The 20760-nt window shown below is 70.0% G+C and carries 20 protein-coding genes; 10 read left to right on the forward strand and 10 right to left on the reverse strand.

Going from position 1 to position 20760, the window contains the following annotated elements; genetic code table 11:
• The first annotated feature begins 12 nt into the window (after window positions 1-12).
• The 3 genes from ACH4RG_RS21400 (at window position 13) to aztD (ending at window position 3523) form a co-directional block, all read left to right on the forward strand.
• Window positions 13-1248 (forward strand): hypothetical protein, encoded by a 1236-nt coding sequence (locus ACH4RG_RS21400; protein ID WP_397927355.1) that lies wholly within the window; start codon window positions 13-15, stop codon window positions 1246-1248.
• Window positions 1245-2222: a zinc ABC transporter substrate-binding protein AztC gene (aztC, locus tag ACH4RG_RS21405; RefSeq protein WP_398163490.1), complete on the forward strand. Its 978-nt coding sequence runs from the start codon at window positions 1245-1247 to the stop codon at window positions 2220-2222. Before ACH4RG_RS21400 ends, aztC begins: the two co-directional genes overlap by 4 nt.
• Before the next feature lie 101 nt (window positions 2223-2323).
• A complete protein-coding gene (gene aztD / locus ACH4RG_RS21410; protein WP_397917947.1) occupies window positions 2324-3523 on the forward strand; it encodes a zinc metallochaperone AztD in 1200 nt (399 codons plus the stop codon).
• A 126-nt stretch (window positions 3524-3649) separates the two neighbouring features.
• Here aztD and ACH4RG_RS21415 read toward each other — a convergent pair whose 3' ends face one another.
• Both ACH4RG_RS21415 and ACH4RG_RS21420 read right to left on the reverse strand, forming a co-directional pair.
• The gene (locus ACH4RG_RS21415) at window positions 3650-4768 is read right to left on the reverse strand and encodes a fatty acid desaturase family protein (protein WP_397917948.1); all 1119 of its coding nucleotides are present in this window, start codon (window positions 4766-4768) and stop codon (window positions 3650-3652) included.
• A 7-nt stretch (window positions 4769-4775) separates the two neighbouring features.
• Window positions 4776-5786 carry a ferredoxin reductase gene (locus ACH4RG_RS21420; protein WP_397918127.1) on the reverse strand — a complete coding sequence of 337 codons (1011 nt, stop codon included), beginning with the start codon at window positions 5784-5786 and terminating at the stop codon, window positions 4776-4778.
• 131 nt (window positions 5787-5917) lie between these two features.
• Here ACH4RG_RS21420 and ACH4RG_RS21425 point away from each other — a divergent pair, with 131 nt between their 5' ends.
• Entirely contained in the window at window positions 5918-7081 is a 1164-nt protein-coding gene (locus ACH4RG_RS21425) for a PucR family transcriptional regulator (RefSeq protein WP_397917949.1), read from the forward strand.
• 45 nt (window positions 7082-7126) lie between these two features.
• On the forward strand, window positions 7127-7465 hold the full coding sequence (locus ACH4RG_RS21430) for a thioredoxin family protein (RefSeq protein WP_397927356.1): 339 nt from the start codon (window positions 7127-7129) through the stop codon (window positions 7463-7465).
• A 198-nt stretch (window positions 7466-7663) separates the two neighbouring features.
• On the opposite strand, the gene ACH4RG_RS21435 is transcribed toward ACH4RG_RS21430, so the two are convergent.
• Complete coding sequence (locus ACH4RG_RS21435; protein ID WP_397917951.1) at window positions 7664-8422, reverse strand: SDR family NAD(P)-dependent oxidoreductase; 759 nt, start codon at window positions 8420-8422, stop codon at window positions 7664-7666.
• Between the two features lie 200 nt (window positions 8423-8622).
• Window positions 8623-9207, reverse strand: a complete 585-nt coding sequence (locus tag ACH4RG_RS21440; protein ID WP_397917952.1) for a TetR/AcrR family transcriptional regulator — start codon at window positions 9205-9207, stop codon at window positions 8623-8625.
• 437 nt (window positions 9208-9644) lie between these two features.
• Between ACH4RG_RS21440 and ACH4RG_RS21445 the strand changes: the two genes are divergently transcribed.
• From ACH4RG_RS21445 to ACH4RG_RS21465, 5 genes are all read left to right on the forward strand, one after another.
• Window positions 9645-10022 carry an ArsR/SmtB family transcription factor gene (locus ACH4RG_RS21445; RefSeq protein ID WP_397927357.1) on the forward strand — a complete coding sequence of 126 codons (378 nt, stop codon included), beginning with the start codon at window positions 9645-9647 and terminating at the stop codon, window positions 10020-10022.
• A complete protein-coding gene (locus ACH4RG_RS21450; protein WP_397927358.1) occupies window positions 10019-10528 on the forward strand; it encodes an SRPBCC family protein in 510 nt (169 codons plus the stop codon). The genes ACH4RG_RS21445 and ACH4RG_RS21450 overlap by 4 nt, the downstream gene beginning before the upstream one ends.
• 69 nt (window positions 10529-10597) lie before the next feature.
• Entirely contained in the window at window positions 10598-10753 is a 156-nt protein-coding gene (locus ACH4RG_RS21455) for a hypothetical protein (RefSeq protein ID WP_397917955.1), read from the forward strand.
• A 226-nt stretch (window positions 10754-10979) separates the two neighbouring features.
• Window positions 10980-11279, forward strand: coding sequence for a hypothetical protein (locus ACH4RG_RS21460; RefSeq protein WP_397927359.1), 300 nt, complete (start codon window positions 10980-10982; stop codon window positions 11277-11279).
• A 319-nt stretch (window positions 11280-11598) separates the two neighbouring features.
• A complete protein-coding gene (locus tag ACH4RG_RS21465; RefSeq protein ID WP_397917957.1) occupies window positions 11599-11721 on the forward strand; it encodes a hypothetical protein in 123 nt (40 codons plus the stop codon).
• Window positions 11722-11908: 187 nt separating this feature from the next.
• On the opposite strand, the gene ACH4RG_RS21470 is transcribed toward ACH4RG_RS21465, so the two are convergent.
• The 6 genes from ACH4RG_RS21470 to ACH4RG_RS21495 all read right to left on the reverse strand — a co-directional run bounded on the left by ACH4RG_RS21470 (window position 11909) and on the right by ACH4RG_RS21495 (window position 20082).
• The gene (locus tag ACH4RG_RS21470) at window positions 11909-13081 is read right to left on the reverse strand and encodes a bifunctional class I SAM-dependent methyltransferase/NUDIX hydrolase (RefSeq protein WP_398163527.1); all 1173 of its coding nucleotides are present in this window, start codon (window positions 13079-13081) and stop codon (window positions 11909-11911) included.
• 29 nt (window positions 13082-13110) lie between these two features.
• Window positions 13111-14013, reverse strand: a complete 903-nt coding sequence (locus ACH4RG_RS21475; protein ID WP_398539971.1) for an NUDIX domain-containing protein — start codon at window positions 14011-14013, stop codon at window positions 13111-13113.
• A 131-nt stretch (window positions 14014-14144) separates the two neighbouring features.
• Window positions 14145-15410 (reverse strand): M15 family metallopeptidase, encoded by a 1266-nt coding sequence (locus tag ACH4RG_RS21480; protein ID WP_398163495.1) that lies wholly within the window; start codon window positions 15408-15410, stop codon window positions 14145-14147.
• The gene (locus ACH4RG_RS21485) at window positions 15407-16891 is read right to left on the reverse strand and encodes an NUDIX domain-containing protein (protein ID WP_398539972.1); all 1485 of its coding nucleotides are present in this window, start codon (window positions 16889-16891) and stop codon (window positions 15407-15409) included. The genes ACH4RG_RS21480 and ACH4RG_RS21485 overlap by 4 nt, the downstream gene beginning before the upstream one ends.
• A gap of 51 nt (window positions 16892-16942) precedes the next feature.
• Window positions 16943-18082 carry an NUDIX hydrolase gene (locus ACH4RG_RS21490; protein WP_397917961.1) on the reverse strand — a complete coding sequence of 380 codons (1140 nt, stop codon included), beginning with the start codon at window positions 18080-18082 and terminating at the stop codon, window positions 16943-16945.
• Between the two features lie 56 nt (window positions 18083-18138).
• Window positions 18139-20082 (reverse strand): ATP-binding cassette domain-containing protein, encoded by a 1944-nt coding sequence (locus tag ACH4RG_RS21495; RefSeq protein WP_397917962.1) that lies wholly within the window; start codon window positions 20080-20082, stop codon window positions 18139-18141.
• Window positions 20083-20760: the final 678 nt, after the last annotated feature.

Consider the following 20760-nt stretch of genomic DNA (forward strand, 5'->3'; position numbering starts at 1 on the left):
GAGGCGATCACCATGACCGTCCGCAGAAACGTCACTCCGTGGGCATCGGCCGCACTGGTGCTCACCGCGCTGCTCACCACGAGTTGCGCGGGGGAGGAACCCGGCCCCGGGCGGCCCGGGGCGAATCCTTCCTCCGCCACTCCGCACGGGTACGTCGAGGGAGCGAAGGAGGCCGCCGAGCAGCAGTCCCGGCTTCTCCTGAACGACCCCGGCAGCGGGAAGACCAGGGTCCTGGACCTCGTCACCGGCAAGGTGCACAGGACGGCCGATGTGAAGGGCGCCGTACGGCTGGACACGGACGGCAGGTTCGGCTACCTCCCCGCCCCCGACAGCACCCGGGTGCTCGACAGCGGCGCCTGGATGGTCGACCACGGCGACCACGTCCACTACTACAGCGCGGCGACGCGGGACGTGGGGGAGATTCCTGCGGGCAGCCAAGCACAGATGCGCAGTGATGCCGCCGTCACCGCGGTGACCGACGAAAACGGCCGCGCCGTCCTCTACGACCGCGGCAAGCTGGAGAAGGGGCGAATCGCAACTCCCCGGATGCTGCACGGCACTTACACCGGCGCCGTCGTGCCGTACGAGGAACACCTGCTCGCCTTCGTGGACAAGGGCGGCACCGCGGAACTCGCCGTCCTCGATCGCAAAGGCGAACGCCTGGCTTCCCCGGACGTGACCTGTGAAGCTCCCCGGGGGGACGCCGTCACCCGGCGCGGCGTGATTCTCGGCTGTGCGGACGGCGCCCTGCTCGTGCGTGAGCGGGGCGGCGCGTTCACCGCCGAGGAGATCCCGTACGGAGAGCACGTTCCGGCGCAGGACCGGGCCACCGCCTTCCGCCACCGGCCAGGCAGCGACACTCTCACCGCCCCGGCCGGAGCCGACGCCGTCTGGGTCCTCGACGTCACCGAGCGGACCTGGAAACGGGTGGACACCGGGCCCGTCGTCGCGGTCAACACGGCCGGCGAAGGGTCCCCGTTGCTCGTTCTGGAGACCGACGGAGCGGTGCACGGCTATGACATCGCGACCGGAAAGCAGACCGCACGTACCAAGTCACTGCTGACAGCAGGGAAGAAGGGCGACTCCGACGGCAGCGCCCCCGTCATCGAGGTCGACCGCAGCCGCGCCTACGTCAACGACCCCGAGGGCAAGAAGGTGTTCGAGATCGACTACAACGACGGCCTGCGCATCGCGCGCTCCTTCGATCTGGACGTCAAGCCGGTCCTCATGGGCGAGGCCGGACGATGAGCCGAACCGAGGTGAACCACCGTGCGAGGGTGGGCACCGCTCGCCCGCGACACCTGATCGCGGGTCTGCTCGCCCTCGTGGCAGCCATGACCGTCACCGCCTGCACTACCGACGACGACCGGCCCAGCATCGTCGTCACGACCAACATCCTCGGCGACGTCACCCGCGAGATAGTCGGCGAGGAGGCCGAGGTCACCGTCCTGATGAAACCCAACGCCGACCCGCACTCCTTCGGCCTGTCGGCGGTACAGGCAGCCGAGCTGGAACAGGCCGATCTGGTCGTGTACAACGGCCTGGGCCTGGAGGAGAACGTCCTGCGGCACGTGGACGCCGCCCGCGAGTCCGGTGTCGCCGCCTTCGCCGCCGGCGAGGCGGCCGACCCGCTCACCTTCCACACCGCCGACGACGGCGGCCCCGAGGGCGAGCAAGGGCAGCCCGACCCGCACTTCTGGACCGACCCCGACCGGATGCACAAGGTCACGGGCCTGATAGCCGACCAGGTCATCGAGCACGTCACCGGCGTGGACCCCGGCACGATCCAGAACAACGCCGACCGTTACGCGAGGCAACTCGCCGACCTCACCACCTGGATGGAGAAGTCCTTCGGCCGAGTCCCCGCCGACCAGCGGGCCCTGGTGACCAACCACCACGTCTTCGGCTACCTGGCCGACCGCTTCGGCTTCGAGGTGATCGGTGCCGTCATCCCCAGCGGCACCACCCTGGCCTCACCCAGCTCCTCCGATCTGCGCTCCCTCACCGGGGCGATGCGGGGAGCGGGCGTGCGCACCGTCTTCGCCGACTCCTCCCAGCCCCGACGGCTCGCCGAGGTCCTGCGAACGGAACTGGGCGGCGGGGTCCGTGTCGTCGCACTCCACTCGGAGTCCCTCACCGCCAAGGGTGCGGGCGCCGACACCTATCTGCGGATGATGCGCGCCAACACCACCGCCATGGTCAACGGCCTGACCGGCGCCTGACCCTCGCCCTGACCCGCCCTTCCTCCCGGCACACCCGTCCGTCGGGTGCCGGCTCGTCGTACCCCATGCCGCCACCGCGCGGCGCAGAAAGGAACAGCCCCATGAACAAGTCGATACGCGGCAGAGCCCTCACGGGCACCGCACTGGCCCTGGCCACCGCCACGGTCCTGACCGCCTGCGGCGGAGAGACCTCCTCCCCCGCCACCACGTCCGACGGAGCCGCGAGCGCCACACCCGCGGTGGCGGTCAGGGAGCCGCTGGTCGCCACCTTCGACGGCGGCCTCTACATCCTCGACGGCGAGAGCCTCAAGTTGGCCAAGACCATCGACCTGCCCGGCTTCAACCGGGTCAACCCCGCAGGCGACGAGGACCACGTCATGGTCTCCACCGACAGCGGATTCCGCGTCCTGGACGCCACCGACCAAACCCTCACCGACATCGAGTACAAGGGCGCCAAGCCGGGACACGTGGTCCGCCACGCCGCGAAGACCGTGCTCTTCACCGACGGCACCGGAGAGGTCAACGTCTTCGACCCCACCGCACTGAGCAGCGGCAAGAAGCCGTCAGGGCGCACCTACACTTCCGCCGAGGCCCACCACGGTGTCGCCATCGAGCTGGCCGACGGCAGACTCGTGAGCACTCTGGGCACCGAGGAGAAGCGCACCGGGGCCCTGGTGCTGGACCGCAACGACAAGGAGGTCGCGCGCAGCGAGGACTGCCCCGGTGTCCACGGTGAGGCCGCGGCGAAGAACGAAGCCGTCGGCGTCGGCTGCGAGGACGGCATCCTGATCTACAAGGACGGCAAGTTCACCAAGATCGACTCGCCCGACGACTACGGGCGCATCGGCAACCAGGCCGGCAGCGACGCCTCGCCCGTTCTGCTGGGCGACTACAAGACCGACCCCGACGCCGAGCTGGAACGCCCCACCCGCGTCTCCCTCATCGACACCGAGAAGAGCAAGCTGCGCCTGGTGGACCTGGGCACCAGCTACTCCTTCCGCTCACTGGCCCGGGGCCCGCACGGCGAGGCCCTGGTCCTCGGGACCGACGGCGCCCTGCACGTCATCGACCCGGACACCGGCGAGATCGAGAAGAAGATCCCCGTCGTGGGCGCATGGCAGGAGCCGCTGGACTGGCAGCAGGCCCGCCCCACCCTGTTCGTGCGCGGACACGTCGCCTACGTCTCCGAGCCCGGCAGGAAGGCGCTGCACGCCATCGACGTGGAGACGGGGAAGAAGCTCACCTCCGTCACCCTGCCCAAGAGCACCAACGAGCTGTCGGGCGTCGTCGCAGGACACTGATCTCACCGGCCGCGCCTGTGCCCTCGCCGCCAAGGCATGACGCCGTGGTGGCGAGGGCACGCGCCTGCGCGGAAGATCTCACCGAGTCGGCGGTACGGCCGGGAGAACCGAACCCGTACCGGGAGCTCAGGCGGCGACGAGCTCCTGCTCCCGGTCCGGCGCCTGGACCTTGGTCTCCTTGTTCGGCAGTGCGAGCCGGAATACCTTGTGCCACGCGGAGAGGACCTGCTTGGGCAGCGGGCCGGTGACGTACTCCAGCTCGTACTTCTCGAACAGTGCGCGCACCTTCACCGCGACCTCGGCGTACCGGTTGCTCGGCAGGTCCGGGAACAGGTGGTGCTCGATCTGGTGCGACAGGTTGCCGGTCATGAAGTGCATGGCCTTGCTGCCGCTGATGTTCGCCGAGCCCATCATCTGGCGCAGATACCACTGGCCACGTGTCTCGCCCACGATCGACCGGCGCTCGAAGACCTGTACGCCCTCGGGGAAGTGCCCGCACATGATCACCGAGTGGGTCCAGACGTTGCGGACCAGGTTCGCGGTGAAGGTGGCGGCGAGTGTGGGGAGGAACGACGGGCCCGACAGCAGCGGGTGGATCACGTAGTCCTTGAGCACCTGCTTGCGGATCTTCCGTCCCACGGCCCTGGCCCGCGCGCGGAACTCCGGGTTCTTGCGGCGGCGCTTGTGGAGGTTCTTGCCGAGCTCCAGGTCGTACGCTGCGATGCCGTACTCGAAGAAGCAGGCGTTGAGGAAGTTCCACAGCGGCTGGCCGAGGTGGAAGGGGTGCCACTTCTGGTCCTCGTCGACGCGCATGATGCCGTACCCGAGATCGTTGTCCTTGCCGATCACGTTGGTGTACGTGTGGTGCAGCTCGTTGTGCGAGTGCTTCCACTGATCGGACGGTGAGACGTGATCCCACTCCCAGGTGGTGGAGTGGATCTTCGGGTCCCGCATCCAGTCCCACTGGCCGTGCAGGATGTTGTGGCCGATCTCCATGTTGTCCATGATCTTCGCCACGGACAGCCCGGCGGTGCCGATCAGCCATGCGGGCGGGAAGAGGGAGAACAGCAGCACACCCCTGCTGACCAGCTCGAGCTTGCGCTGCGCCGCGATCACCTTGCGGATGTAGGCGGCATCCTTCTCGCCGCGGTCGGCGATCACCTCGTCGCGGATCGCGTCCAGTTCGCGGCCCAGCTCCTCGATCTGCTCCGCGGTCAGGTGGGCGGTGGGGTCGATGGCGGTCAAGGTGCTCCTACCGTTCGATGTCGCACGGGCCCGCGGCGGCGGACACGCAGGTCTGGATGAGGACGCCCGGCTCGGCCTCGGTGATCCCGCCGGTGCGCAGATCGCGGACGGCGCCCGCCTTGAGCGGCGTGACGCAGCCGAAGCAGATACCCATGCGGCACCCGGAGGGCATGAGCACGCCGGCCTCCTCGCCGATGTCCAGCAACGGCGTGGCGCCGTCCGCGGCGACGGTCTTCCCGGAGGCGCTGAACGTGACGTCGCCGCCGTCGCCGGCGACGACGATGCCGGGACGGAAGCGCTCGGTGTGCAGGCGCTCCTGGACGCCGTGCTCGGTCCAGTGCTCTTCCGCGGCGTCGAGCAGGCCCGCGGGCCCGCAGGCCCAGGTCTCGCGCTCGGCCCAGTCGGGTACGAGTCCGTCGAGACGGGCCATGTCGAGCATGCCGTCCGTCTCGGTGTGCACCTCGATGAGACGAAGTTTCTCGTCCGCGACCAGACCGTGCAGTTCGTTGCGGAAGATCACGTCTTGCGGCCGTGGCGCGCAGTGGACCATGACGACGTCGTCGAGATCGATGTCGCGCAGCATGCCCATCACGGGCGTGATCCCGCTGCCGGCCGTCAGATAGAACACCTTGGCGGGCTTGGCCTGCGAAAGGACGAAGTCGCCGGTCGGCTGGTCGAGCCGGATCAGCGTGCCCGGTTTCGCCCTGCGGACCAGGTGGTTGCTGACCTTGCCGTCCGGGATCGCCTTCACGGTGATCGTGATACGGCCGTCCCGGCGATGTGTCGGCGAGGTGAGGGAGTAGGCACGCCACAGGCGCACCCCGTCGACGTCGACCCCGATCCGCACGTACTGACCGGCCGTGTGACCGCGCCAGCCCCGGCCCGGCCTGATCACGACAGTCGCGGCGTCGCCCGTCTCGGGGCGCACGGCCTCGATGCGCCCACACAGGTCAGCGCCCGCGCGCAGCGGGCTGACCAGGTCGAGGTAGTCCGACGGCAGCAGCGGCGTCGTGACCATCTCCAGCAGTTTCCAGGCCCTACTGCGGAGGGCTGCACTCGTCATGACCCCAGCTTGCTGCGCCCCATGGCGTAAAGTCCTGACCGCAGGACGTGAATCTGATCAGCTGAATTGTTCGCAGGGAACAAATTGTGAGCCATGCAATCCGGAGGGCCAGCGAGCTGGCCCTGGACGAGACGACGGTCACCGTCCTTCGGGACGCTCTCAAGACCACTGCCGACGAGGTCGTCCAGGCGATCATCGACGAGGTCCCTTCCTACGCCAACGCCCTTTCGGGCCGCATGGGCGGCACCATCCGCCGGGCCGTCCACACCGCCCTCGGGCACTACCTGGACCTCGCGAGCGGCAACGCCGCAGGCGGCGACGGCGGTGACGCGGCCTACGAGCTGGGCCGCGGCGAGGTGCGCGACGGCCGTTCGATGGACGCCCTGCTCAGTGCCTACCGTGTCGGCGCCCGCGTCGCCTGGCGCTGCCTCGCGGCGGGTGCCGTACCCGCGGGTCTGCCCGCCGCCGAGGTCGCCAAGTTCGCCGAGCTGACCTTCGCCTACATCGACGAGCTCTCCGCAGCGAGCGCGGCGGGACACGCCGATGAACTCGCCGCCCGGGGCAGGGCCCACGAGCGCCACCTGGAGCACCTGGCCCGCGACCTCCTCGCAGGTGCGAGCCTGGACGTGCTGCTGGCCTCCGGTCAACGGGCCGGGTGGCAGCCTCCGGTTTCGCTGACCGCGGTCCTGCTGCCCGCCGCCCAGGCCCGGCCTGCCTACCGCAGGCTCGACCCGAACACCCTGGTCCTCGACGATCTGCCGGATGCCACCGGTGTGCTGCTCGTCCCCGATGCCGACCGACCACATCTCTTGCGGCAGCTGACCGACCGCACGGCCGTGGCCGGCCCGGCCCGGCCGTGGACGCGTGCGTCCGACTCGTACGCACGAGCCGCACGCGCACGCTCCCTCTCCCCCGATATCCGCGACACCGAGGACCACCTGCCCGAGCTGGTGCTGAGCGCCGACGTGGACGCGTTCGGGGACCTGCGTGCCCGAGCCCTCGCACCCTTGCGGACCTTGCCCATCGCGACCGCGCGGCGGCTGGAGGCGACGTTGCGGGCGTGGCTGCTGCACCAGGGCAGACGGGACGAGGTGGCGGCGGAACTGTTCGTCCATCCCCAGACGGTCCGGTACCGGATGTCGCAGCTGCGGGAGCTGTTCCCGGATCTCGCATCGCCACACCGGGTCCTCGAACTGACGCTGGCGGTCGGTCTTCGGACGGTGCCGACCGGCGCACCGCGCGAGGGATGATGGGACGGAACGACGGAACGACGGAACGACGGGGCAGGAGCTTCCATGGCACATCGGGTTCACCGACCCCGTGAGGACGAGGAGTTCGATTTCATCGTCAGGATGAGCGGAGTCCCGGTCCTCGCGTACTTCACCGGGACATGGCCCAAGGCGATCGAGCCCTGCCGGGCGATGGACCTCGTCGTGGGTGGCATAGCCGACGACTGTGCGGGGCGCCTGGCGGTCGTCCGCGCCGACATCACACGCTGTCCGGCGGCGACCGGGAGATACGGGGTCACTGGAGCCCCGGCCTACGTCCTGCTGAAGGAGGGAGAGGCGGTGGCGCACGGCACGGGGCCCATGACCGCCGCCGAAGTACGGCAGTTCCTGGACGGTCACCTCTGAGCTGCCGCTGCGGCACGTGGCCGCGAAGCCCGTCACGTCCCGTCCATGGAAGCCGCGTCGGCCGAGGAACCCGCACGCCGGCGCCCGTCGGGGAGGTCCAGGCCGTGCGATGCGTGGGGGAGCGGAGCGCAGGCCGGGTCCTGGACTCCGCGGATCCTGGCTGTCCCGCAGTAGCTTGCTCAGTCTCCGGTAGGGGGGTCAGGCCGACGATCCACTGTCGATGACCAGGTCGGTGCCGACGACCGAGCCGGCAGCGGGCGAGGCGAGGTAGAGCACCGCGGCCGCCACTTCCTCGGCCTCCGCGACCCGGCCGAGCGGGTTCTCCGTCTTCACCCGCTCGGCACGGTCGGCCTCGGTCTCGCCGGGTCGCAGCGACATGGGAGCGGCGGAGGCGCCGGGGCTGACGGCGTTGATGCGGATGCCCTGGTGAATGTGGTCGAGAGCGGCGGCGCGGGTCAGCGCGGAGACCGCTGCCTTGGAGGTGATGTACGCGGCGGCGTTCGGGATCCGCAGGTGTGCGCCCAGATTGGAGGAGACGTTGACGATGGTGCCGCCCCCGTTCTCCTTCATGTGGGCGATCTGGTGCTTCATGGCCAGCCAGACGCCGGTGACATTGGTCCGCAGCACCGCGTCCCAGTCCTCCTCGCTCACCTCGCCGACGGGGACCGCGCCCCGGAATATCCCGGCGTTGTTGACCGCGACGTCCAGTCCGCCGAAGCGGGCGACGCTCTCCCGAACGAGATCCTGGAGCCGTCCGGAGTCGGTGACATCGGCGGTGACGGCGGCGGCCGTGCCACCGGCTGCCTCGATGAGAGCGACTGTCTCGGCCAGGGAGGCCGCGGTGCGTCCCGCTGCGACCACGGACGCGCCCTCGGCGGCGAAGGCGAGCGCGACGGCCCGGCCGAGGCCGGAGCCCGCGCCGGTGACGAGGACGGTCTTGCCGGTGAAGCGGTTCATTTCGGTGACTCCTCGGTGAGTGACGGACTACTGGTGCGGTGGTTCAGGAGGGTCGCGGCGGCGGGGGAGGCCCCGTCGCGCCCAGGGATCAGGAGGCGCTGTCGCGTGTGAGCAGTCCCTCCTGATATTTGACCGAACGGTCCATTATTTGGGCACGCAGAAGCGGCCTCGCGGCTCCGGCGGGTGTGATGCGGAGTGATTCAGTCCAGCAGGGACAGTGCCTGTTCGGCCGCGTCTCGAACCCGGGCGGGATCGCTCGAAGCCTTGCCGACGATGCGTACGCCCTGTAGCAGGACGAGCAGCAGGTGGGCCAGTGCTCGCGGTTCACGGCCCTCGGGGAGCTCTTCCTGGGCCTGGGCCCGTACGAGCGCGGAGTGCAGCAGGGTCTCGATGTGCTCCCAGCTGATCTCGACCCGGCGGGCCGCCGCGGGGTCGTGCGGGCCCAGCTCGGCTGCGGTGTTGGTGACGAAGCAGCCGTTCAGCCGCCCTTCCGGAGAGGCGGCTTCCGCGGCGAAGCGGCGCACCAGGCTCCGCACCGCAGGCAGTGCGGGGCCTGGCTGGGACAGCTCGGACACGAGAAGCGGGTCGCGCGTCTCCGTGTACCGGTCCATGGCCTTCAGATACAGCTCGTGCTTGCTGCCGAAGGTCGCGTAGATGCTGGCGCGGCCGATGCCGAGGTGTTCGACGAGATCTGTCACCGACGTCGCTTCGTAACCGCGCCGCCAGAACAGCTCAAGGGCCGACTGCAGCGCGGCGTCCGGATCGAATTCCTTGGTCCTGGCCACGTCGAAGACCCTAGCCTTATCTGGACTGATCGGTCAATAATCGAGTGCGTCAGGCCCGGCAAGGAGGCGGGGCGAGCGCGAGGCTCTCGGAGTGGGGGCCCGATGAACTCCCACGTTCCGCAGGTCGAGTACCGCTCACATCCTGCGGCCGTCTTCTGTCGCCGCCGGCCGCCGGCCGCCGGCCGCCGGCCGCCGGCCGCCGGCCGCCGGCCGCCGGCCGCCGGCCGTCCGCCGCGCCGCCGGGCCGGTCGGCGGTGTCCAAGCCTGCGGGACGTGTCGCCCTGACGCCGAGTGGAGCTGTGCGGTGGCCCGGTCGACGGCTCCGCCGTGACTCTCGACGGCGAGGCCCCTTGGGCTGCGATCGGCAACGCCGACTGCCTCCAGCGGGGCGGCCGGGCGGCTTGCCTATTGGTAACTCATAGGTTACCAATAGGGGGGTGGACCCGTTCATCGCCCTGGCCGACCCCATACGCCGTGACCTGCTGCGCACGCTTGCCCGCGGCCCGGCCCGAGTGGTCGACCTCGCGGCACGGCATCCGATCAGCCGACCCGCGGTGAGCAAGCACCTGCGACTGCTCACCGAGGCGGGGCTGGCCACCGTCGAGGACCGCGGTCGCGAGCGCCACTACGCGCTCGCCCGCCCGGGCCTCGCCCCGGTGCGCGCTCTGCTCGACGAGCTCGCCGGGCGCCGCCCACCGATCCCCGAGAAGGCCTTCGACGCCCTCGACCTTGAGGTGCGCAGAACCGTCCATGACCGTCGGGCCGGCACTGACGCCGCTCCCGGCACCGCAAGCTCTCAGGAGGAATCTGCATGACCAGTACCCCCACCGGGCGTCGTGTGAGCGTTGACGGCCTGGACAGCATCGCCTTCGACCGCACCTTCCGGGCCGGCATCAGGGACGTCTGGGCGGCGGTCACCGAGCCGGAACGTCTGGCCCGATGGATCGGCGAATGGACCGGCGACCCGTCGACCGGCTCGGTCGACTTCCGCATGCTCTACGAAGGCGACGAGCACGAACCCGAACTCCTCACCATCCAGGAGTGCCAGGCTCCTCACCGTCTGGCCCTCACGTCGCAGGTTCCCGGCCAGGAACTCGTCTGGCACATGACTCTCACGCTCGTCGAGCACGAGGGGACCACCACGCTCACCTTCACCCAGTCCGTCGGCGACGACCCAGCGATGGCGGGCGGCGTCGGCCCCGGCTGGGACTACTACCTCGACCGGCTCGTCGTCGCCGAGAACGGGGGCGACCCGGCATCCGTCGACTTCGGCGCCTACCACCCGGCCCACGAACAGCATTACCTCGACATGTTCAGCTGAACCCGACGACGACGCCGAGCACGAGGGTCACGACGTCTCCCAGCGCTCCTCGGCGGCCGCGTCGACCACTTGACGTACAACCAGGTTGCCGGGCTCGTCGGCGTCGAGGAGGCCGTCGAGGTGGAGGACCTGGGCTGCGGGCGCGAGCTGACGGTCCAGGCTTTCACCTCGCTCGCCACCGCCACCAGCCCGCCGATGAGGCTCCGACACGGCGGCTCGTCCTGATGTTCCGGCCTCTCGTCCCCCTTGAAGGCGGCAGATGCCGGCGGCGGGTCGCTTCTGCCGCCGGCCGCGAATCGCCCGCATGGATTCCCGGTACGGGCCATGCCTCCTGCCTGCGACGGTGCAGCTGTGCGGCGTCCCACCCGCTACGTAAACTGATAGCTCGTGTGTCTGTCTTTGACGTCAGCCCGCGCGCTGACGGTTGCCAGCTCGACCGAAGGACCGAGGCGTGCCCGACCGGCCTGAGATTGTCTGCATCTGTGGCTCCACCCGGTTCGTGAACGAGATGCGTGCGGCGAACCGTGATCTGACCTTCGCAGGTGTGATCGTCGTCGCGCCGGTCGAGGTGGACGAGTCGATCACCAACGAGCAGAAGACCGCCCTGGACGCCCTCCACCTGCGCAGGATCGATCTGGCTGACCGAGTTCTGGTCGTCAACCCCGGCGGCTATATCGGCGAGTCCACGAGCAGGGAGATCGCCTACGCCCAGGCCACCGGCAAGTCGCTCTCTTTCACCGACCCTGTCTGACCAGTTGACGCTGCGTGGTGCACGCGGGAGGGGGCGTCGAAGTCCTCGGGCACAGCCTTCATCGCCGTCCGGCACCCGCGGCTCCCTGCCGACAACGAGTTCGGCCCCGACACGGAGCGGTCCGTCACCGAGGCGGCCATTCGCGACAGGGATGGATCCGCCGCCCTGGGCCCGGCTGCGACTGGACCGGAAGGACCAGCGTCCGTAAGCACGAAGCCGAACCTCTCAAGGGGAACGGACATGACGGGCATCTGGGGCGTACGTCGCCCATCCGCAGTTAGAGCGGTCGATCGACGCCCTCCAGGGAGCTGGGGTTCGGGTGCTGTACGGCGCAGGCGGCTTCGCCCCGAACGAGCCGGGCCAAGGTAACCCCGCCACGTACCCGTGGCGGGCTGCGCTGGACGCCGTCGCCGACGTACTCGACCCGACTTCGATCACCTAGTCTCCTGCTCGGCCCGTGCCGGAGCGTGAGGGCGACTTCGGCGGGCAGCCGAGGTGTGGGAGCGACGAAGTCGCCTATGCCTGTTCCACGATCGGAGAAGGCCGCCTTCCCTCGTCGTTGGATGGGGATCCGTCCATGCGGCGGTCGGGCAGGCGAAAGAGCTGCTGTGCCAATAGCGCGCCGTCGTCTACCTGGCTGCGGCGAAGGCAGTGAAGTACGCCGACCGGTGGTCGATGGGCAGGTCGGGCTGCCAGGCGGTGAGGATCTGGGCGCTACATACGAACAGGTCCTCGGGGAGTCGGTCGAGCGGGTACCACTCCCAGCCGCCGATGCTCTCGTCCGGCTGCGTGGTCGGCTGCCCCTGCCAGGTGTGGACGACCGCGGCGACGGTCACCCGCAGGACACCGGAGACGTGATCGACGAGCGTACCCAGGAGCCCCACGTCCTCGGCGCGAGCGACCAGACCGGTCTCCTCGGCGAGTTCGCGGACCACTGCGTCCTCGAAGGATTCGCCGGCCTCCACGCTGCCACCAGGCAGTTCGAGGGTGCCGAGGCGGTGTCGGCCCAGCAGGATGCCCTGCTCGCTCAGCAGGATCGCTCCGACCCCGACGGCCGCGTGCGCGGCTGGGGCTCGGGCGCTCCGGGGCCGACCGGTGACGCGCGGCGGTCGGTCGGGCAGGCGCTGGGCGCGGATGAGCTGCTGGACGACGGTGGCGCTCTCGTCGGGGTGTGGTAGCAGGTCGATGGTCTCGACGCGGAAGCCGTACTCGGTGAGCAGGTCCTCCCACAGCCGCGGTGTCAGAACCCACATCTGCGTAGGCAGGGGTGGGTCGTCGCGCAGCTGGATCATCTGTTCGCGCGGCGCCACCTCCGTGGACGGCCCGCGGCCGTGCAGGTCGGTGTGCAGGAGCGAGAGGATCAGCGGGGCTCCGGGACACAGGCCGCCGCGCAATGCCGGCAGCGAGCGGTGCGGATCGATGAAGGCGAGCGTCCCGATCGCGTACGCGGCGTCGAACGGCTCGGCTGAGACCAGGTACTCGGTCACGTCTGCCTGGACGAACTCCACGCCGTCCGCTGCCGCGTGGGCTGATACGGCACGCTTGTGCTGGGTTGGGGACAGCTCGATGCCGGTGACGTGGGCCCCGTGAGCCTGGGCGAGATGGACGGCGTGGTGGCCGGCTCCGGATCCGATGTCCAGGACGCGGCGGCCGGTGACGTCGCCGAGGGCTTCTACGCCCGGACCGACCCCGTCCCAGGGCGTCCAGCCGAGCCGGTCGGGGACGGGTGGGGTGTAGCCACGGGCCAATTGGCGCCGGCCGTAGATCTGCCAGGCGCGGGTGTTGGTCTCCTCGGCGAGCATGATGACTCCCGGGTGAGTGGTGTGGAACATCAGGTGTGCGTGATCAGATAGGAGGGGCCCTCGCCATGGCGGGCTCGCTCGACGGCGTCAAGGCGGTCGAAGGCACGCGGAGCCATCAACTCCTTCCAGGCCAGCAGGTCGTGGACCGCCCACATGTCGTGCTCCGCGGGGTCGAGTCGGATCCGGCCGAGCTGGTCGGCGGTCAGCTGCCCTCCGTCGAAGACGAGCCCCACCTTGTTCAGCGGCAGGCGCGGCCCGGCGTGCAGGAAGTGCGTCAGGAGGAGCGTCGGTGTGTCCAGACCGAGTTCGAGGCCCGTCTCCTCGACCGTCTCGCGCAGGGCGGTCTGCAGAGGGTCCTCGCCGGAAGCGTCGAGGTTCCCGCCCGGGAACTGCCAGAGCCGCGAGCCGTAGACCGAGCGGAGCTGAACCGGCCGGTCGTGCTCGTCGCGGATGTACAGGCAGCCGTACACCGTGTGATGGGGGACGGTCTGCGCGTACGCCTGAGGCGTCATCGGCATGGGGCGGCCGGCCCGTGCGGGGCGGTGATCGAAGGCGAGGGCGAGAACGCCGAGGGCTTCCCTGTCCGGCGGGTACATGCTGCGGAGGACGGCGAGCAGCTCTCCGGGCGGCCCGTTCGGGTCGATGCGCGCGGGCTCCTCCGAGCTGAGCAGGTCCTCGAAGGAGCGGTAGGGGGTGATCCGCTGCACGATGACATCGAGTTCCCGCCCGGTTTCCCGATCCCGGAAGACGACCGTGTCACCGACCGCGACGGCGCGCTTCTGCGGAGCGGCCACCATCACCTCGACCGTCTTGCGGCCCGCTTCCACGTGGCGGTAGTAGCGCCCGAGCAGGTGGATGTGGTGCTCGTGTGGTTCGTCTCCGGCCGCCGGGCTCGGGAAAGCTGGGTTCGCTTGCTGAGTGTCGTCAGGCACGCGTGCCTCCGTTCGATGGGTCCGTCCGTTTGCGGTCCTGGGATCACTACCGGGTCAGAGGTGTGGTGGCCACGCTCCTGTGTTGCCGGATCGGTGTGGGCGGCGAGGAAGCGGATGAGAGCGTCGACACGCTAAGGAAGTTCGATCGGTCCGTAGAGCGCATGCGGCTCCTGCCTCATCAGCGCGTCGTACCGGTCCGCTGCCGAGAAGTGCCAGAACTCGGTCGCATAGTTGGTAAAACCTGCGTTTTCCATGGCGTTGAGCAGCAGCGTGCGGTGGTACTGCGCGCGATCGCCGAGGTTCGGGGCGTGAGTGAAGCAGGCACCGTCGCTCTCCTCGGGGGAGGCATTGACACGGGTGCCGAGGTCGAGTTCGTGGCCGTCCTGGTCGACGAGGGTCACGTCCACGGCCGCGCCCGCGGAGTGGGGCGCGATCTCCGGTGGTGACACGTACCGGCTGGCGGCGTGGTGCAGTTGTTCAGCCCCCCAGTCGGGGTGAGCGACGGCCAGCTCGTCGCGGTACGCGGTGAAGTAGCGCTGCTGGAGGGCCAGTGGCCGGTAGCCTTCGATGAACAGCAGGTCCACGCCTGCGGGCAGGAGCGAGCGGGCGTGCTTCAGCCGGGCCAGGACGCCCTCGCGGACGTGGGTGAACGCGCCCAGCCGGTCCTGTTTGCGGGGATCGACGCGGAAGCCGTGATCACGCACGTCGACGAGCGGCTCCCCGCACTCGCGCACCGGGATCGCGGCCACCCGCGGATCGGACATCAGCACCAGACTGTTCACTGCGTCTCCCTGCGACGGTTTGCACGGCGGCGGTATGGACGAGGCAGAGGCCAGGCCGGTTTCGCGCAGAATCCGCGCGATGGTGTCCTGCAGGGTGCTGTCGGCCGGGAGCACGGTCTCCAGACCGCCGGGCAGCAGATCCAGCGCTCGGTACCAGGAGGCGAGGTGGCTGTCGGTGACTTGCTCCAGATACGCGGCATCAGCCTTCGACGCGTGTCGCACAAACGTCGTCTCCAACGGCACGTCCAAGTAGTAGCAGCCGGAGACGCCGCGGTGGTCCCGTACCAGTGACGTGATCATGTGACTGTAACGGTCGGCGTACAGGATCCCTTCGAGCACGACGTGAAAGCCGGCGTTCAAAGCTTCGCGTGCGATGCTGCCCAGCAGGGCGATGGTGGCGCCGCGAGCGGTGTCGTGTTCTCTGAGTACGTTCCGGCGGATCATGTCCTGGCTCACGATCGCGATTCCGCGGCCGTGGTGATCTCGCAGGCCCTGGGCCACGCTTGACTTGCCTGATGCCGAGTTGCCGCGGATCACCACGAGGCGAGTGTCCGGCCGGCCGGCCGCAGCCGTGGTGGACACGCGACGGTGTGCGCGGCCCGGTGTGCCGGTCATGCGGGCCAGCCCGTCTCGCTGTACAGCTCCCCGTTCTGGATCTTTCCGATGGCCGCCCTGGTGTAGGGGACGAGGTTGTCGGGGAGCGCGTTCGGGTCCCAGAATGCCCACTGGGTGCACTTGTCCGGCTCGCGCAGCTCCGGCTCGCCGCTCCAGGCGCGGGCGCGGAAGAACAGGCCCATGCGGGGCTGGTCCCCGGCCTTGTCGATGTGGTGGACGACGTGGACGAGTTCGACGTCCTGGCGCTCGATGTGGAGGCCGGCTTCCTCTCGTGCCTCTCTGAGCAGGCAGGTGATGGCGTTCTCCTGCTCGCAGTGGCCGGCCAGGGCATGCCAGGTGGACGGCGCGAACGGGGAGTCGGGGTGGCGCAGCCCGAGCAGCACCGTTCCGTCGGCCCTTTCCAGGTAAAGGTGGACGCCGATGACGTTCGGAACCGTGCCGTGCGGTGGAGCTGGGTGCCCGTCCTTCTGCGGTGCGAGCCCGCTCTGGGACGCGGTGCTGGTCGGGTGGCCGGCGGAGTGGCGTCGCACGAGGTCGCTGGTGGTGTCCGTGATGCGGAGGCGGTGGAGGTCCTCCGGGGCGAACCAGGCGAGCATCACCCCTTCCGTCAGTCGGAGTTCGCGGGGGTCGCCGTTCCAGCGGCCGGCGTAGATGGCGATGGGCACGGCTTCGCCGGCGTCGTCGGGGGCGTACTCGGTGCCGAACGGGGTCAGGCCGGCGATGTCGAGGCCGGCTTCCTCGGCCAGTTCACGCCGCGCGGTGTGCTCCAGGGTGGCGTCCTGGGGTTCTCGGCCGCCGCCCAGCAGGGACCACATGCCCGGCTCCCAGATCAAGCCGGGGAAGTAGTCGCGCAGGTGAAGCAGGTACTCGCCGCGGTCGTTGAAGATCAGAACGGAGGCGTTGGCCGTCTCCGGTCCCGCTGCCGACGGGACCTTGAGCAGTTTCTCGCGCAGGGAGGGGGAGGTCACCCTGTCCACGGACCGCCACTCGATGCCGCCGACCTCTTCCTCCTGCAGCACTACCGTCGGCACGGTCGCGGTGTGCAGGCGGAAGAGAAACCGGAAGTCGAAGTGCTGGTGGCCGGGTTCGCCCTTGCCCGGGCGGGCGTCGATGTCGTGGATGTCGATGTCGAGCGGCACCGTCTCGTAGCCGGGCCACGGCGAGACGGCCTGGGGCGGAATCCCTGTCTCCTCGTGCAGTTCCCGCAGGGCCGTAGCCCTCAGGGACTCATCGGACGGCTCGCCGTGTCCGCCAGGAGGGAGGACCTTGCCGCTTGCCAGGTGCAGCACGTGCAGAACGCGGCCGAGCGAATCGACGACCATCGCGCCGCAGGTGACGTGCCCGGTGAAGGTGGAACGGCCGGCGATGTCGGTGGGACGTTCGAGGGCGTCCAGGAGGGCGCCGAGTTGCTCGCGTTCGCGAGGGTGGCGCGCGAGGTAGGTCTCGACGGTGGTGCGGATGTGGTCGTGCGACAGCGGCATGGGGCAACCTCAGAGGTGCATGGAGCGGGACGGGGTGGGGCGGGCGTTCGATCAGCTCAGCCGCATCCCCTCCGCGGGGATCTCCTCGATGGCGGCGGCACGAGGGGCGGGAAGGCCCCACCGCTCGCGCGCCGTCTCCGCGGCGAGCCGGGCCTGCCGCTGTCCGGGCGGGCCCCACCCCAGCAGGACGGCTGCCTGGGCGGGGGTGGCGAGCATGCGTGCGAAGGGGCGGCCTGTGGCGGGATCGACGGCGGTCGGCCCGATGGCGGTGACCCGGGCGGCGAGGCGGAGCCGGGCGTTGGGTCCCACCCCGCCGTAGACCTCGCCGGTCTCGTCCAGCACCCAGCCCAGCCGCACCGGATCGGTCAGGATGAGCTGGGCTTCCTCAGCCGCTTCGCGGTGGAGGGTGGCCTCGGGCGTGGTGTCTGTCCTCTCCACGGTGCCGCCGGGCAGCATCGGCAGGGCGCCCCGAGGAGCCGGGACGGCGACGAGGACGATCCTTCCGTCGGGAACGAAGCACCACGACCAGGCTTGCTGCACGCGCAGCCGCTCGGGGACGGGGGCGCGGTTGAGCGGGCTGTCCCACATGGGGCGGTAGCGGACGTGGACGTCATGGCGATCCAGCGGCGGAACGTCGAAGATGTGCCGGCCGTCGGCGAGGTGGGCGGCGGCGGTGTTCCCGAGCCGGGCGCGGTAGGCGGCGAGCATGATCTGCCCGTCCACGGGGCGCAGCCGCTGTACCGCGTCCCGGGTCTCCAGGAAGGCGAACTCGGACAGCTCCTCCCGGGGCAGGCGGAGCGCCTTCGTCTGGTCCGTGGTGAGGGTTCCGCCGTCGAAGACGTACCGGATCTCGCCGGGGCAGGGTGCGCCGGGCCTGGTGCCCGGGCGGTGCTGTGAGAGGGAGTGGACGGCGAGCACCCGCGACAGGGGCAGGCCCGGCAGGCCCAGCTCCTCGGTGATCTCGCGCCGGCAGGCGTCGTGCGGGTGTTCGCCGGCTTCGACGACTCCGCCGGGCAGCAGCCACCGGTCGTCCTCGCGGTAGGTGGGGCGGACCAGCAGGACGCGGCCGATCTGGTCGGTGATGATCGCGGCGGCGCCGAGCCACACCGCGTGGCGGGACGCAGCGTGCTGCGCCGGCGATGTCGGAGCCTGCGACGCGACGGGGTCCGAAGGAGAGACGGGAGAGGCCACGGGTACTGCCTTTCGGGCGGGGCGGAGGGAGGTGCCCGGTGGGGGGTGGGCAACGGTCATGAGGCGATCTCGCCGCTCATCCGTCGCTGGAGCTCCCACAAGGACTGGAAAAGCCCGGGGGACTGGGTGAGTTGGGCGTACGTGCCTTCCTGGACGATCCGGCCCTTGTCCAGGACCACGATCCGGTCGGCGATGGCCACGTTGGTCAGCCGGTGCGTGATCAGCAGGATCGCGCGGTCCTTGGCCAGCTCGCGGAGGCCGGAGAAGATCCGGTACTCGGCCCGTGCGTCGAGTGCTGCCGTCGGTTCGTCCATCACCACCAGCGCCGCCTGCCGGTGGAAAGCACGGGTGAGTACCAGGCGCAGCCACTGGCCCCCGGAGAGCTGTTGCCCGCCGAACCACTCGCTGGTCAGCAGGGTGTCCAGGCCGGAGCGGAGGTTGGGCAGCATCTCTGAGGCGCCGGATGCCTCGCACGCGGCGAGCAGTGCCGCGTCGCTCGTGTCGCCCTGGCCGAAGCTGATGTTGTCCCGCATCGTCAGCGGCAGGTAGGTGAACTTCTGGGGGACCAGGGCGACTTGTTTCCACGCCTGCCAGGGGTCCAGTTCCGTCGTGGAGGTGTGGTCCCAGGCCACTTCGCCCTCGGTGGGGAGCAGAAGTCCGCACAGCAAGCGGGAGAGGGTGGATTTGCCGGAGCCGTTCTCCCCGACCAGGGCCACGATCTCGCCGCGCCGCACGTGCAGGGATACTCCGCTGAGGGCGTCCTTCGGGGCGCCGTCGTAGCGGTAGGTGACGTCCCGGACCTCGAAGCGCTCCGGGGGCGCGGTCAGGGGCGCGGTGCCACGGGAGTCGGCCATGGCCTGGCCGTGGGCGTTGTCGAGGAAGTTCTGCCAGTCCTGTACGTACCAGCCGGTGCGCACGAGCCGCGCCCCTCCGCTGATGATGCCCCGCACGGAGCCGGTGGCCGTCTGGAGAGCGAAGACGGCGCCGCCTCCGGCAGCCAGGCTCATGCGGCCGGAGGCCAGGAGCCACAACAGTGCCGCCCACACGGCGATCGAGGCGACCCCGCCGGCCAGAGCACCGGCCATGCCCATCCAGGCACCCGTGTCGGCGGCCTTGCGCTCAGCCGCGTTGACGGAGGCGGCGAGCTTTCGGTACCGGCCGATCAGGAACGGGCCGGCCAAGCAGGCGCGCATCTCCTCGCTGGATTCCATGTACGCCATGTGCCAGCGAAGCTTGCTCAACATCCGCCTTCGCCCGGAGGTCTCCAGGCCCGCCAGGTAGATCACGCGCGCGGACCGGACATAGGCCGCTGCCTGCGGCAGGCACGCAAGGAAGAGCAGCGGCAGGAGCAGCGGATGCAGAACGGTCAGGACGGTGGCGCCGGCCGCCAGCGTCGCGGTGGCCGCGAGCACACCCTGGGCCTCTTCCACCAGATCGGGGGTGACCTGGGCGCCGCGGTCGGCGATGTCGTAGGCGTCGTTGTAGCCGGGCTTGTTGTTGGCGGCGAGTTCCGCGCCGAGCGCGGCCTCGACCATCGTCAGCTCTGCCGCCCGGGCGAGAACGGGGCGCAGACGCCCGGTCAGCCAGACCACGACGATGCCCAGCAGCGCGCGCAGTCCAGTTGCCGCAGCGATGACAGCCAGCTGCGGAGCGGCGTCCCACAGCCGCTCGGTGATGACGCCCGAGGAGATCAGCGCGGTGATCGTTCCCGTGACGGCCAGGAGGCCGAGAGCCGCGAGGACGCCGGTTCCGACCTGGCACACCAGCAGCCCGACCGTCGCACCGCGGTCCACCCGCCACGCCATTCTCACGGACCGCAGCACGAGCACGGGCAGTCGCCGCGCCATCGTGCGGGTCGTCAACAGCGATCCCGCCTGGAGCCGGGACTCGTCTCGGTAAAGGAACTCCTCGTCTCGAACACCGACCTTTTCCGGTTCGTCGTTCTGCGAGGTGCCGTTGGGTTGTTGCGGCGGCTGCTCCGGTGTGATGGCCGAGGTCATCGTTCCCCCTAGGACGGTCGCTTCGGCAGAGTCGTGAGGACCAACGACCCGGCAGCAATTTCGAACACACGTCATTCGGTCGCGCTCGGGAACCGCAATCACGGGGGTACGAGAGCGCTGCGGGCCGCGAGCCCTGTTCCGGCCCGGGTCGGCTGTGGGCTCGGAATGGCCAAAACGCCGACACCGTGCGTATCAGTCAGTCTCGACCGGCGCGGAGCCCACGTGGTTCCCGGCACGGGTAAGCCGGAAGCCCGGTCGGGCATCGCACCTTCGATTGCGGCATATCCTCCTTCCCCGCCCCTACGATTTGGAGCCGGCGCACGAATCACGGCGCGTACACCCCTGGACGAGGCCCCGCAGGATGCCACATAGCTCGCTGTGGACGCTGGGAAACGCCACCTCGGCCGCCGCTCCTGTGGCACAGGGGGTGGGCGAGGCCGCCACACGCGATGTATCCGTTCCCGGGCCCCGCTGCCTCCTGGACGAGGCAGCGCGAGGCTGCGGCCTGGTGGGTACGGGGGAAGAGGTCGAGCACGACCAGTCCGACTCGGATGGGGAAGACCGCAAGCTCGGGGTTCGCGCCGAGGGACCGATAGCGCTCGATCATCGCTTCGAGGGCGCCGACCGGGCTCTCGTCGGCTGCGGCATGCCAGAGCACGGCGAGGCACGCCGCGACCG

Origin of the sequence: Streptomyces sp. NPDC021019 (assembly GCF_044333295.1) — a bacterium.
Taxonomy (GTDB): domain Bacteria; phylum Actinomycetota; class Actinomycetes; order Streptomycetales; family Streptomycetaceae; genus Streptomyces.